The organism is Streptomyces sp. NPDC048389, from assembly GCF_040706335.1.
Lineage (GTDB): Bacteria > Actinomycetota > Actinomycetes > Streptomycetales > Streptomycetaceae > Streptomyces.
In genome coordinates this window covers 1-12,664 of sequence record NZ_JBEZKP010000035.1, presented here as the reverse complement: position 1 = coordinate 12,664, position 12,664 = coordinate 1, and the positions used below count along the sequence as shown (strand labels likewise).

The window sequence follows — 12,664 nt, the reverse complement described above, 5'->3', positions numbered from 1 at the left end:
GTGTGCCGGTCAACGGCCCGCCCGGACCGCTTATCGTCGAAACCATGCACCCGACCGCGCTTGACCTCACTCTCGACGCCCCCGCGCTCACCGCCGCCCTGGTCGACTTCCCGTCGGTCAGCGGCACCGAGAAGCCCCTCGCCGACGCCGTGGAGGAGGCTCTGCGCGAGCTGCCGCACCTCACCGTCGACCGGCACGGCAACAACGTCGTGGCCAGGACGCACCTCGGCCGCACCGAGCGCGTGGTACTCGCCGGGCACATCGACACCGTCCCGATCGCGGACAACGTGCCGTCGCGGCTCGACGAGAACGGCGTCCTGTGGGGCTGCGGCACCAGTGACATGAAGTCGGGCGTCGCGGTCCAGCTGCGGATCGCCGCCACCGTCCCCGAGCCCAACCGCGACCTCACCTTCGTCTTCTACGACAACGAAGAGGTCGCCGCACACCTCAACGGTCTGGGGCATGTGGCGGAGGCCCACCCCGACTGGCTGGAGGGCGACTTCGCGGTCCTCCTGGAGCCCTCCGACGCCCAGGTCGAGGGCGGGTGCCAGGGCACGCTCCGGGTCCATCTGCGGACCAGGGGCGAGCGCGCCCACTCCGCCCGCAGTTGGATGGGGTCCAACGCCATCCACGCCGTCGGCCCGATCCTCGACCGCCTCGCCTCCTACGAGCCCCGCCGTCCGGTCATCGACGGACTGGAGTACCGGGAGGGCCTCAACGCCGTCGGCATCCAGGGAGGTGTGGCCACCAACGTCATCCCCGACGAGTGCACCGTGGTGGTCAACTACCGCTACGCCCCGGACCGCAGCATGGCCGAGGCCGAGGCGCATGTCCGCGAGGTCTTCGCCGACTGCGGGCTGAGCGAGATCGTGGTGGACGACCACACGGGCGGCGCCCTGCCGGGACTCTCGCACCCGGCGGCCGCCGCCTTCATGAAGGCCGTCGGCGGGACCGCGCAGCCGAAGTTCGGCTGGACCGACGTCTCGCGCTTCAGCGCGCTGGGCGTGCCCGCGGTCAATTACGGCCCCGGCGACGCGCTCCTCGCCCACAAGCGGGACGAGCACGTCGCCGTGGAAAGGATCACGCACTGCGAGAAGCGGCTGCGCGACTGGCTCACTTCCTGACGCCGCATACCGGTTGATCACCCCGATTTCACCATTCGTAACGTCAACCGATCTACCCTGAGCCAAAGCAGATGATGTTCGGCGGAGGGAGCAGGTCATGAGCAACCCCGAGGGATTGCGGGCGCTGGAGGAGCAGCGGCTGGGACCGGTACTGCGCCGCAGGGATCAGATCAGGCCGGGCACCACGGACCAGCGGCTGCTCGACACCGAGGGCGACTCCCAGTGGGTGCACACCGACCCGTGGCGGGTCATGCGTATCCAGTCCGAGTTCGTCGAGGGCTTCGGCGCGCTCGCCGAACTGCCCAGCGCAATCAGTGTCTTCGGCTCCGCACGCACCCCGGCCGGCACTCCCGAGTACGAAGTCGGCGTCCGGCTGGGGAAGGCCCTCGCCCAGGCCGGCTTCGCGGTGATCACGGGCGGCGGCCCGGGCGTGATGGAGGCGGCCAACAAGGGGGCGCGCGAGGCCGAGGGCGTCTCCGTCGGACTCGGCATCGAGCTGCCCTTCGAGCAGGGCATCAACGCGCACGTCGACATCGGGGTGAACTTCCGCTACTTCTTCGTCCGCAAGACGATGTTCGTGAAGTACGCGCAGGGCTTCGTCGTCCTTCCCGGCGGCCTGGGCACCCTGGACGAGTTCTTCGAGGCGCTCACTCTCGTCCAGACGCGCAAGGTGACGCGGTTCCCGATCGTGCTCTTCGGTACGGAGTACTGGAGCGGCCTGGTCGACTGGCTGCGGGGCACCGTGATCGCCCAGGGCAAGGCGTCGGAGAAGGACCTGATGCTCTTCCACGTCACCGACGACGTGGAAGAGGCGGTGGCCCTGGTCTCCAAGGAGACGGGCAGGTAGCCGGCCCGTCGCCGCCCGGGTGCGGGCCCGGCTGCTTCCGGGCCCGCACCGGCCGTCGGGCGCCGCGGCACGCCCGACGCCGGGCTGGGGCCGCCGGACGGCCGGGGCAGGCCGGCAGGGGCCGCGCGGCGGATCCCGGGCGGAGCCGCGACGGGCCGCCCGCCGACGTCAGGCGAGGCCGCGACGGGCGACCGCCGGCGCGCGGCGGCCCGCGATCGAGGCCACCATGTCCAGGACCTGCTTGGTCTCCGCCACCTCGTGCACCCGGTACACCTGCGCGCCGAGCCATGCGGAGACCGCTGTCGTCGCCAGCGTGCCGAGCACCCGCTCCTTGACCGGCTTGTCGAGCGTCTCGCCGACGAAGTCCTTGTTCGACAAGGAGACCAGCACCGGCCAGCCCGTCGCCGTCATCTCCCCCAGCCGGCGTGTGGCCTCCAGGCTGTGTCGGGTGTTCTTGCCGAAGTCATGACCGGGATCGATCATGATCCCGTCCCGGCGGACACCGAGCCCGACCGCCCGCTCCGCCAGCCCCAGCGTCACCCGCAGGATGTCCGCCATCACGTCGTCGTACGCGACCCGGTGCGGACGCGTGCGCGGCCGGGCGCCGCCCGCGTGCGTGCACACCAGGCCGGCGCCGTACCGCGCCGCGACCTCCGCCAGCTTCGGGTCCACGCCGCCCCACGCGTCGTTCAGCACATCGGCGCCCGCCTCGCAGACCGCCGCGCCCACGTCATGGCGCCAGGTGTCGACGCTGATCACCACGTCCGGATGGCGCCGCCGCACCTCGGCCACGAAACCGACCGTGCGCCGCGCCTCCTCCTCGGGGGTGACCTCCTCACCGGGACCGGCCTTCACCCCGCCTATGTCGATGATCGCGGCACCCTCCGCCACGGCCTGCTCCACCCGGGAGAGCGCGGGCTCGTCGCGGAACGTCGCCCCCTGGTCGTAGAAGGAGTCCGGCGTCCGGTTCACGATCGCCATGATCACCGGCTCGTGCGCGTCGAACTCGCGCCGTCCCAGCCGCAGCATCCGCTGTTTCCTCCTCAGTGCTCGTACGCCTGCGACCCTAGCTGTCGGTGCCCCGTGGCACGATCAGCACCGGAGGGTTTCCCGCTCGGGTAAGTTCCCCGGGACGTACGGGAAGCTTCGGAAGCCCGGGGAGAGGGTCGCTCGTGTTCTGGTTCTTGCTGATCGCGATGGTCGTGGTCGTCGCGGCGGTCACCCTCGTCGTGCTCGGCGGCAGCGACACCGCGGCACTGCCCGAGGCCGCGCCCGAGCAGCTGGTCGACCCGCTGCCGCTCGACCGGCCCGTCGGCCGCGCCGACGTCGACGCGCTGCGCCTCCCTGTCGGTATGCGCGGCTACCGGATGGCCGACGTGGACGAGGTGCTCAGCCGCCTCGGCGCGGAACTCGCCGAGCGCGACGCGCGCATCGCCGAACTGGAGTCGGCGCTCGCGGGGGCCCAGGCCACCGCCTCCGGCCGCTCCGACATGTTCACCGAGCCCGGTCAGGAGCCGGGCCGGTGACCGCGGTGACGGGTGCCGCCGTACCGGGCCCGGACGGCGGACTGCGCTGCCCCTGGGGCCTGTCCGCCGAGGACTACGTCGCCTACCACGACGCCGAGTGGGGCCGTCCGGTCCACGGCGACGACGCCCTGTTCGAACGGCTCTGCCTCGAGGCGTTCCAGTCCGGGCTCTCCTGGATCACCATCCTGCGCCGCCGGGAGGGGTTCCGCAGCGCCTTCGACGGCTTCAAGATCGCCTCGGTGGCCGCGTTCACCGACGCCGACGAGGAACGCCTCCTCGCCGACCCCGGCATCATCCGCAACCGCGCCAAGATCCGGGCGACGCTGGCCAACGCGCGCGTGCTCGCCGACTGGCCCACCGGTGATCTGGACAGGCTGATCTGGTCGTACGCCCCCGACGGCGAGGGGCGGTCCGTGCCGCGCACCGTCGCGGACGTGCCGGCCGTCACCGACGAGTCCACGGCGCTGGCCAAGGCGCTCAAGAATCGCGGTCTGCGCTTCGTCGGCCCGACCACGGCGTACGCCCTGATGCAGGCGTGCGGGCTGGTCGACGACCATCTGGCCGACTGCGTCTTCCGGGGCGGCGGTGCGGGCCGCCCCGGCCGCACCGGGCCCAACGGGCCAGGGGGCCGCGGACGGCCGCACCGGGCCTAACGGCCCAGGTACTTGGGGGCCTCCTTGGACAGGAACGCCTGCACCGCGATGGCGTGGTCCTCGGAGGCACCCGCCTTCGCCTGCAGTTCCTCCTCCTTGTCCAGCGCCTCGCTCAGGGAACGGTCCGCGCCGTACGCCATGGACTCCTTCAGCGCCGCGTACGCGACCGTGGGCCCCTCGGCCAGCGCGCGCGCCACGGCGGCGGCCTCCGCGGCCAGCTCGTCCGCCGGGACGACCCTGTTCGCGATGCCCCACTCGAACGCCTCCTGCGCGGAGAACGAGCGCGGGAACAGCAGCAGGTCCGCGGCTCGGCTCTGCCCGATCAGCCGCGGCAGCGTCCACGAGACCCCCGAGTCGGCGGTGAGCGCCACCCCCGCGAACGACGTCGTGAACTTGGCCGTGTCGGCGACGACGCGGTAGTCCGCCGCCAGCGCGAAACCGAGACCGGCCCCGGCGGCGACGCCGTTGACCCCGGCGACGACCGGCTTCGCCATACCCGTCAGGGCGCGGACGATCGGGTTGTAGTGCTCGCGGACCGTGCTCATCGTCTCCGCACTGCCGGACTCGCGGTCCGCGGCCAGCAGGGACACGTGCTCCTTGAGGTCCTGGCCCACGCAGAACGCCTTGCCGCCCGCCGCCGTCAGCAGCACCGCCCGCACGTCACCGTCGGTGGCCGCGGCCTGCGCCGCGTCCCGCAGGGCGACCTTGGCGTCGACGTTCATCGCGTTCATGGCCTCGGGCCGGTTGATCGTGATCGTCGCGAGTCCGTCGGTCACGTCGTACAGCACGGAGTCGGCCATGGCGGGTCCCCTTAGTGATGAGGCTGGTGATCCAGCGCGGTTCTGACGGCGGTGCCGAGCCCAGCATGACGGAGATCATCGGGCCTGCACATGTGACCTGCGTCAAAGAATCCCCGTGTGCCGCCCGGCAAGCGGTGGCGAAGTATCGCAGGCACATCGCCGAATTGGGTGGTTTTGAGAGAGCGCGTTGCGCAAGCGATGCGGGCTGATGTTGGTCTTTGGGTCCCGCCATGCGGGATAATGGCCTGGAAGCAATGTGTTCGATGCCGGTGACACAGCACCTCTCACGGGGCCGCCGGCTGCGATGAGCTGGTTTCAGGAAGGGGAACGAGCATGGCGGCCATGAAGCCGCGAACGGGCGACGGCCCGCTCGAGGTGACCAAGGAGGGGCGGGGCATCGTCATGCGCGTTCCGCTCGAAGGCGGCGGTCGTCTTGTCGTCGAACTGACTCCGGACGAAGCCGATGCACTCGGCGACGCCCTGAAGAAGGTCGTCGGCTGACGCATCCTGAGTCTCCACCGCCCCCGGTATGCGAATACCGGGGGCGGTGTGCGTTGGGGGATGCGGGTGTGGGTGAGCCTGCGGCGCGAGGCTGTTCCTCTCGCGCCGAAGCCCCGTCCCGGTGCACCGGATTGCGGCTCCGCCGGACGCCGTACGCGGCCCCTCCCCGGTGCTCCGGATTTGCGGCTCCGCCGCGTGGCGGGCTCCGCCCGGACCCGTACCGCGCTTCGCGCGTTGGCCTCGATCGCCGGACGGGCTGTGCAGCAGCCTGGGATTCGAGGTGCGCGGGAGTCGGGTCGGGGTGTCTGTACGGCAGCCTCACCGGGGGTGCCTCCCACGGGCCGCCAGGCCGTGGGGGAGATTCAGGCGCGGAGGTCGGGTGAGGGTACCCCCAGGCCGCCAGGGCGAGGGAGAGGGGCTCCGGTTCCGGGGAGGCGGGGCCCCGTGGCCGCCGGGGGAGGACCGGGAACCACGCCGCGCAGCGGCCCCGCACCCGCCATCCGTTCCCGGCGGCCCCGCCACGCGCGCGCCGCGCGCGCCGAGGGCGGGGTGCTGCACTGGCTGGACGACTTCGGGCTCCAACGCCCGCCTTGCGCGCGCCGAGGGCGGGGCGCCCCGCAGGGGTCAGGGGCGGCGGACCGCGCAGAGGAGGCCGTCGCCGACCGGGAGCAGCGTCGGCAGGAGCTCCGCGCTCTCGCGCACCGCGCGCAGCAGTTCGCGCAACCGCAGCACCTCGGCCGGCTGCGCCGCCGAGTCGACCGTACGGCCGTCGGCGAAGACCCCTTCGAAGCAGACGAGCCCGCCCGGCCGCAGCAGGCGCAACGATTCAGCGAGGTAGTCCAGGGACTCGGTGCGGTCACCGTCGCAGAAGACGAGGTCGTAGCCGCCGTCCGCGAGCCGCGGAAGGACGTCCAGCGCCCGCCCGGGGATGAAGCGCGCCCGGTTCGCGGCGAAGCCGGCCGCCCGGAACGCCTCCTTCGCGAACTGCTGGCGCTCCGGCTCCAGGTCCACCGTGGTCAGGACGCCGTCGGGGCGCATACCGTGCAGCAGGTAGATCCCGGAGACCCCGGTCCCCGTGCCGATCTCGGCGACCGCCTTCGCGTCCGCCGTGGCCGCCAGCAGTCGCAGCGCGGCGCCGGTGCCCGGCGACACCGAGGGCAGCCCTGACTCCCGGGCCCGGTCGCGGGCCCAGTGCAGAGCGTCGTCCTCGGCGACGAAGGCGTCGGCGAACGCCCAGCTGGTCTGCTGGTTGGCGGTTATGACCCTCTCCCGTCCCCGTAGTTGGCGCGACGCTGACTGTATCCGCTGCGCACGGGAACCCGCAGATGGGACCGTCCGTTGTTCAGGGCAGAGGGAAGCACGTGGAGCGGGCGCCGGAAGCCGGACCCAAATCCACGTAAAGATTCTTATCCGGAGCTAACGGGCGAGGTGGCTATGGTAGGGGCTCCGCTGGACACCACCAGAGCCGACAGGGGAGGTGCGGCTGCACCTGCGGATCGGGGAGGGCTGCTGAGGCGCCTTCTCAGGTCGGTGGGTGAGCCGAGATCCGTGACCAACACTGCTGACCGTTCCGTGCCCTCCGACTCCGTCACCACCGCGACCTTCGCATCGGATGCGGAATCGCAGGCGTGGACCCCTCCCACCTGGGAGGAGATCGTCAGCACGCACAGCGCACGAGTCTACCGTCTCGCGTACCGCCTGACGGGGAACCAGCATGATGCGGAGGACCTCACACAGGAGGTCTTCGTCCGCGTCTTCCGTTCCCTGTCGACGTACACGCCAGGCACCTTCGAGGGCTGGCTGCACCGGATCACCACGAATCTCTTCCTGGACATGGTCCGCCGCAAGCAGCGCATCCGTTTCGACGCTCTCGGCGACGACGCGGCCGAGCGGCTTCCGAGCCGTGAGCCGTCCCCGCAGCAGGTCTTCAACGACAGCCACTTCGACGCGGACGTGCAGCAGGCGCTGGACACCCTCGCGCCCGAGTTCCGTGCCGCGGTCGTGCTCTGCGACATCGAGGGCCTGTCGTACGAGGAGATCGCCGCGACCCTGGGCGTGAAGCTCGGGACCGTCCGCAGCCGGATTCACCGCGGCCGCTCCCATCTGCGCAAGGCCCTCCAGCACCGGTCCCCGGAGGCACGCGCGGAGCAGCAGCGCTCGCTCGCGGGTGCCGTCGGCCTGGCGGGGGAGGGCGGACCGGCGTGAGCGGTACAGGTCCGACCCCCGCGGAACAGCACCTGGGGGACCGTCTCGCCGCGCTTGTCGACGGTGAGCTCGAACACGACGTGAGGGACCGCGTCCTCGCGCATCTGGCGACCTGCCCACGATGCAAGGCCGAGGCCGACGCCCAGCGCCGCCTCAAGAACGCCTTCGCCCGGTCCGCCCCGCCGCCCTTGTCCGAAGGGCTGCTCGCGCGGCTCCAGGGGCTGCCGGCGGGCCCCGGCGCGGATGACGACGACGAGCGCGGCCCCTTCGGCCGCGGCCGCCTGGCGGGCGGCGGAGTGTTCGGAGCACTGAATCCGTCCGCGGGAAGACCGCGCGACCCCCGCGCGGAGACGTTCGGATACGTCCCCGAGGGCGCGCACGCGTCCGTTCTGCCCGATGGCGGGAGCGGCTTTCGGATCCACGAGGTGGGCCGCACGGAGCCTGAGCGCTCGCCGTGGCGCGGCAGGCGCTTCGCGTTCGCGGCGGCCAGCGCGGTCTCCTTCGCCGCGATCGCCCTGGGCGGTGCGGTTCCGCTGGACGTCGCGTCGGACTCCGGCTCCCGCGGTCAGGGCGGCGGCAACAAGGTGACGCCGCTGCGCACCGCGACGCCGACCACCGCCACGAACAGCACGAGCCCGGGTTCCTCCGGCGGCACGACCTCACTGCGCGGCACGGACGGCGACCGTCGGCGCGGGCCGGGGAGCGGCCAGACCAGGCCGGGCCCGGGCCCGGTCGTCGCCGCTGTGCCGGGTGAGCCGGCCGGTCGGTCGCTGAACCGCTCCCTCGGGGTGTCGCCGCTGGCCCACGCCTCGTCGACGTCGCCGCTGATCCGTCCGTCGGCGTCCGTGCTCCAGCTCGCCGCCGCCCCGGCGATCGGTCCGGCGGCCACTCCCGTCCCCACGCACCTGGCGGCTCCCACGCAGTCCGCCCCGCCACTGTCGCCGTCACGCTGACCGGCGGCCCGGCGGGGTCCGGGAGGGACCTGACCAGGGCCCTGCGCGTGTATTCGCAAACCTGGTTGAATCTCAGCGGGCGTCCGCGCGGGCGCCGCATCGGCCGGAAGTCTGCGGGGAGAGCATGGACGACGGGAAGCCCACCGGACCCAAGGCGAAGTGGTGGAGCCGCCCCGGCACAGGACGCGGCGTTCCTTCCGAACCGGAGGCCACCGCGTCCGACGTGACGCCCGTGGCGCCGGACGCTTCGCCGGCCCATGACGTCCCGGCCGCGGGAACCGCCACCGCGGCCGCCGCCGCGTCGTCCGCGACCCCGGACGCCGCGCCGTCCGCGGTCCCGGGCACCGCGACGGGCGCAGGACCGGACGCCGCAGCCCCGTCCGCGACCCCGGGCACCGACCCGAACGCCGTTCCCGGCGCTCCCGCGGCGGCCTCGCCGGAGGCCACCGCGGAGCTGCCCGAACCGGCGGACGCCACCGGGACCACCCCCGCCGACGCGCCGACGGACGTCCTCCCACCCGCCCCCGCCCCGGTCAGGCCCAAGCCGCTGCACGAGCCGGACGCCTACAGCACTCCGCCGTACGGCGGGCCGGGGCCCTGGGCGCCCGCGCCGCCCGTGCAGCGGCCCGTGCCGACTCCGACGCACGGCACGCCGGTGCCCGCGCAGTACACGACGGCCGGGGCCGAGCCCGCCGGCGGATACGCCCAGCACCCGCCCCACGCGCACCCGCCCCACGCGCAGCCGCACTCACATCCGCACGCCCCGCGCCGGCCCGGCACCCGTCCGCAGCCCTACCCGGCGACCGTCCCCGCCTCTCCGGCCCCTGCCCCCGCTCCGGCCCCTGTCGACGAGCGGCCGCAGCCGCTGTCCTCCGTGTGGCTCCAGTACGACCCCTGGAGCGCCCCGGGGCAGCCGCTCACGCAGCACGGCGAGCCGCCCGCGCCGCGCAAGCGCCGCAGCGGGCCGCTGGTCATCGGGGCCCTGGTCCTCGCGCTGGTCTCCGGCGGCGTCGGCGGCGCCGTGGGCGCGTACGTGGAACGCAACGGCGGGGTGAACCGGATCGAGCTGCCGCAGGCCGGTCCGGAGAGCGCCGACCGCGCGCCCGACAGCGTCGCCGGTATCGCCGCCCGGGCCCTGCCGAGCGTCGTCACCCTGCACGTCAGCGGTGACGCCGAACAGGGCACGGGCACCGGCTTCGTACTGGACGAGCGGGGCCACATCCTCACCAACAACCACGTGGTCGACCCGGCAGGCACCTCGGGGGACATCTCCGTCACCTTCAGCGGCGGCGAAACGGCCAAGGCCACGCTGGTCGGCAAGGACAGCGGCTACGACCTGGCGGTCGTCAAGGTCACCGGTGTCGGCGGCCTCAAGCCGCTGCCGCTGGGCAACTCGGAGAACGTCCGGGTCGGCGACCCCGTCGTCGCCATCGGCGCACCGTTCGACCTCCGGAACACGGTCACTTCGGGAATCATCAGCGCCAAGGAGCGCCCGATCACCGCAGGCGGCGAGAAGGGCGACGGCAGCGACATCAGCTATGTCGACGCGCTGCAGACCGACGCGCCGATAAACCCCGGCAATTCGGGCGGTCCGCTGGTGGACAGCCGGGCCAGGGTCATCGGCATCAACAGCGCCATCCGGGCCGCCGACACCGGCGCGGGGCCCGACGGCGGCCAGGCCGGTTCCATCGGGCTGGGCTTCGCCATCCCCATCAACCAGGGAAAGCGTGTCGCCGAGGAGCTGATCAACACCGGCAGGGCCACGCACCCGGTGATCGGCGTCAGCCTCGACATGCGGTTCACCGGTGACGGCGCGCGGGTCGGAGAGAAGGGGCAGGACGACACCCCCGCCGTCACCCCGGGAGGCCCCGCCGCCGAGGCGGGCGTCAAGCCGGGCGACGTCATCACCAAGGTCGACGGCCGTCGGGTGCACAGCGGCGAGGAGCTGATCGTCAAGATCCGTGCCCACCGTCCCGGGGACAGCCTGGAGCTCACCCTGCGCCGCGGCGGTGACGAGCGGACCATGACGCTGGTCCTCGGCTCCGCGGACAGCTCATGACCATCTCAGGGCCGCCCGGAGAGTACCGGGGCGACAGCTCCGCCAGGTACCTTGGATCGGGCCCTCACCCCGGCTTGACCGCGGATCCCGGCGGGCGGGCAGAACGCGGCGAACACAGAACGCAGCGAAGACGACCACAGCGAGCACAAAGAACACGAGGAGCAGCAGGGTGTTCAATGACATAGGCGGACTGGAGCTGGTGGTGCTCGTGGTTCTCGCTGTGCTCATCTTCGGTCCGGACAAGCTGCCGAAGGTCATCCAGGATGCCGCCCGCTTCATCCGGAAGGTCCGCGCGTTCTCCGAGAGTGCGAAGGAGGACATCCGCAGCGAGCTGGGTCCGGAGTTCAAGGACTTCGAGTTCGAGGATCTCAACCCGAAGGCGTATCTCCGCAAGCAGCTCGCGGAGAACGAGGATCTCAAAGAGCTCAAGGACCTCCGCAGCAGCTTCGACCTCAAGAAGGAGATCGGTGAGGTCGCCGACGCCGTCAACGGAACGGAGCATTCCGGTGTGTCGGGGAGTTCCGTCCCCGCCGCGGTGAACGGTTCCCCCACAGGCGGCCCCGACCTGCTCAAGAAGGGCGAGAAGCCCACCCGCGACGAGCGCCCGCCCTTCGACGCAGACGCCACCTGAGGACCGTCCTGCCCTGAGACCGGCGGCAGGGTGGCTATTCTCCATCTGTCCGGCAGTGAGGACGCCCGAGGGGGGCGGGTCCGCTGCAGGTGTGAAAGACGGAGGAGGCGGTCGGCACATGTCGACGACGAGCCGGGTGACGGAGCAGCAGGACTCGGCGGGCGATCCGCCGGCCGAGAGCGGCTACAGGTCCCGTACGGCGCAGGGGGACACGGCGGCCCGGCGTGCGGTGGAGGGCTTCAAGAACGCCGCTTTCCCCTGGTACGCACTGGACGCGGCCTTCACCGGCCCGCGCCGCCTGATGCAGGTCGGCACCGCCGCGGACGGCACGGTGCAGCACGGTGCGATCGGCCACGGCGACGAACCGACGATACGGGCCGAGACGGCCGGTGCCGAGAAGGAGCGTTTCGCCGTCGTGATCACCGTAGCGGCCAGCCCGGTCAGACGCAGCGGTGACGGCACCGGCGTGCTCGAGGCCACCACGGTCTCCTCGGCCGCATGGCTCGCGGGTTCGGGCCTGCTGGCCCACACCTGGCCGGAAAAGCTCGACCACGCACTGCGCGACGACTGGCTGGACCAGCAGACGGAGACCGCGTTCGAACTCGCCGACGACCTGGACGGCCCCGCGTGGTCGGTTCTCTCGCTCCCGGTCGACGGCGTCCCGACGCCCTTCCACTACCGCGAGTCCGAGTTCGGCTGGGTGCTGGCCGGCACCACCGGGTCCGGCGTCCACATCGGGGCGTACGGGCGCGGGATGAGCGCGTACGGTCTGGGCTTCGCGGTGGCCCCGAACCCGGCCGCGTACGCACAGTGAGAAGGCGCCGCTCCGACCGGGCGGCGCCTTCTTCAGCTGGGGCTCAGCAGCGGACCGACGGGCAGACCACCCGTGGGAGGGGACCAACCGGGGGACCACCGCGGGGGCCGGGCTCCAGGGGATCAGCCGGGTGGGACCGTCAGAACTTGTTGCGGGGCGTGATTCCCAGGGACATGCCGGACAGGCCGCGCTGGCGGTCACCGAGCTTGGCGGCGATCGCACGCAGCGCCGCGCCGGCCGGGGAGTCCGGGTCCGTCAGGACGACCGGCTTGCCCTCGTCGCCGCCCTCGCGGAGCCGTACGTCGATCGGGATCGAGCCCAGTACCGGCACCGTCGCGCCGGTCGTCCTGGTCAGGCCCTCGGCGACGCTCCGGCCGCCGCCGGTGCCGAAGACGTCGACCATCTCGTCGCAGTGCGGGCAGGGCAGGCCCGACATGTTCTCGACGACGCCCACGATCTTCTGGTGCGTCTGCACCGCGATGGACCCGGCACGCTCCGCGACCTCGGCCGCGGCCTGCTGCGGGGTGGTGACGACGAGGATCTCCGCGTTC

13 protein-coding genes and 1 pseudogene are annotated in these 12,664 nt (G+C 72.6%); 10 read left to right on the top strand and 4 right to left on the bottom strand.

Going from position 1 to position 12,664, the window contains the following annotated elements:
* The first annotated feature begins 44 nt into the window (after positions 1-44).
* Together dapE and AB0903_RS22600 are read left to right on the top strand one after the other, a co-directional pair.
* Positions 45-1,124, top strand: a complete 1,080-nt coding sequence (gene dapE, locus AB0903_RS22605; RefSeq protein WP_366705463.1) for a succinyl-diaminopimelate desuccinylase — start codon at positions 45-47, stop codon at positions 1,122-1,124.
* Between the two features lie 97 nt (positions 1,125-1,221).
* Entirely contained in the window at positions 1,222-1,971 is a 750-nt protein-coding gene (locus tag AB0903_RS22600; protein WP_366705461.1) for a TIGR00730 family Rossman fold protein, read from the top strand.
* A gap of 168 nt (positions 1,972-2,139) precedes the next feature.
* Here AB0903_RS22600 and folP read toward each other — a convergent pair whose 3' ends face one another.
* Entirely contained in the window at positions 2,140-3,000 is an 861-nt protein-coding gene (gene folP / locus AB0903_RS22595) for a dihydropteroate synthase (RefSeq protein ID WP_366705459.1), read from the bottom strand.
* Between the two features lie 143 nt (positions 3,001-3,143).
* Here folP and AB0903_RS22590 point away from each other — a divergent pair, with 143 nt between their 5' ends.
* Positions 3,144-3,497, top strand: a complete 354-nt coding sequence (locus AB0903_RS22590) for a DivIVA domain-containing protein (RefSeq protein WP_366705457.1) — start codon at positions 3,144-3,146, stop codon at positions 3,495-3,497.
* A gap of 5 nt (positions 3,498-3,502) precedes the next feature.
* Positions 3,503-4,150, top strand: a complete 648-nt coding sequence (locus tag AB0903_RS22585) for a DNA-3-methyladenine glycosylase I (RefSeq protein WP_366705548.1) — start codon at positions 3,503-3,505, stop codon at positions 4,148-4,150.
* Here AB0903_RS22585 and AB0903_RS22580 read toward each other — a convergent pair.
* Positions 4,147-4,950 carry an enoyl-CoA hydratase-related protein gene (locus AB0903_RS22580; RefSeq protein ID WP_366705455.1) on the bottom strand — a complete coding sequence of 268 codons (804 nt, stop codon included), beginning with the start codon at positions 4,948-4,950 and terminating at the stop codon, positions 4,147-4,149. The genes AB0903_RS22585 and AB0903_RS22580 overlap by 4 nt on opposite strands.
* Before the next feature lie 333 nt (positions 4,951-5,283).
* Between AB0903_RS22580 and AB0903_RS22575 the strand changes: the two genes are divergently transcribed.
* Positions 5,284-5,451 (top strand): DUF3117 domain-containing protein, encoded by a 168-nt coding sequence (locus tag AB0903_RS22575; protein ID WP_003966491.1) that lies wholly within the window; start codon positions 5,284-5,286, stop codon positions 5,449-5,451.
* Between the two features lie 624 nt (positions 5,452-6,075).
* Here AB0903_RS22575 and AB0903_RS22570 read toward each other — a convergent pair.
* Positions 6,076-6,778 (bottom strand): annotated as a pseudogene (locus tag AB0903_RS22570) (O-methyltransferase).
* 107 nt (positions 6,779-6,885) lie between these two features.
* On the opposite strand from AB0903_RS22570, the gene sigE reads away from it, so the two are divergent.
* From sigE to AB0903_RS22545, 5 genes are all read left to right on the top strand, one after another.
* A complete protein-coding gene (gene sigE, locus AB0903_RS22565) occupies positions 6,886-7,656 on the top strand; it encodes an RNA polymerase sigma factor SigE (RefSeq protein ID WP_366705546.1) in 771 nt (256 codons plus the stop codon).
* Complete coding sequence (locus tag AB0903_RS22560) at positions 7,653-8,609, top strand: zf-HC2 domain-containing protein (RefSeq protein WP_366705453.1); 957 nt, start codon at positions 7,653-7,655, stop codon at positions 8,607-8,609. The genes sigE and AB0903_RS22560 overlap by 4 nt, the downstream gene beginning before the upstream one ends.
* Positions 8,610-8,733: 124 nt before the next feature.
* Positions 8,734-10,668, top strand: a complete 1,935-nt coding sequence (locus tag AB0903_RS22555) for a trypsin-like peptidase domain-containing protein (protein ID WP_366705451.1) — start codon at positions 8,734-8,736, stop codon at positions 10,666-10,668.
* A gap of 169 nt (positions 10,669-10,837) precedes the next feature.
* Positions 10,838-11,299, top strand: coding sequence for a sec-independent translocase (locus AB0903_RS22550; protein ID WP_366705449.1), 462 nt, complete (start codon positions 10,838-10,840; stop codon positions 11,297-11,299).
* Positions 11,300-11,417: 118 nt separating this feature from the next.
* On the top strand, positions 11,418-12,113 hold the full coding sequence (locus AB0903_RS22545) for a hypothetical protein (protein ID WP_366705447.1): 696 nt from the start codon (positions 11,418-11,420) through the stop codon (positions 12,111-12,113).
* A 139-nt stretch (positions 12,114-12,252) separates the two neighbouring features.
* Here the strand turns inward: AB0903_RS22545 and AB0903_RS22540 are convergent.
* The coding region (locus AB0903_RS22540; RefSeq protein WP_366705445.1) for a P-loop NTPase at positions 12,253-12,664 on the bottom strand (412 nt) is incomplete at its 5' end.

Bases quoted from the DNA above. Each gene is read 5' to 3' on its own strand.
- dapE (WP_366705463.1), top strand. From the start codon at position 45: ATGCACCCGACCGCGCTTGACCTCACTCTCGACGCCCCCGCGCTCACC.
- AB0903_RS22600 (WP_366705461.1), top strand. From the start codon at position 1,222: ATGAGCAACCCCGAGGGATTGCGGGCGCTGGAGGAGCAGCGGCTGGGA.
- folP (WP_366705459.1), bottom strand. From the start codon at position 3,000: ATGCTGCGGCTGGGACGGCGCGAGTTCGACGCGCACGAGCCGGTGATC.
- AB0903_RS22580 (WP_366705455.1), bottom strand. From the start codon at position 4,950: ATGGCCGACTCCGTGCTGTACGACGTGACCGACGGACTCGCGACGATC.
- AB0903_RS22575 (WP_003966491.1), top strand. From the start codon at position 5,284: ATGGCGGCCATGAAGCCGCGAACGGGCGACGGCCCGCTCGAGGTGACC.
- sigE (WP_366705546.1), top strand. From the start codon at position 6,886: ATGGTAGGGGCTCCGCTGGACACCACCAGAGCCGACAGGGGAGGTGCG.
- AB0903_RS22555 (WP_366705451.1), top strand. From the start codon at position 8,734: ATGGACGACGGGAAGCCCACCGGACCCAAGGCGAAGTGGTGGAGCCGC.
- AB0903_RS22545 (WP_366705447.1), top strand. From the start codon at position 11,418: ATGTCGACGACGAGCCGGGTGACGGAGCAGCAGGACTCGGCGGGCGAT.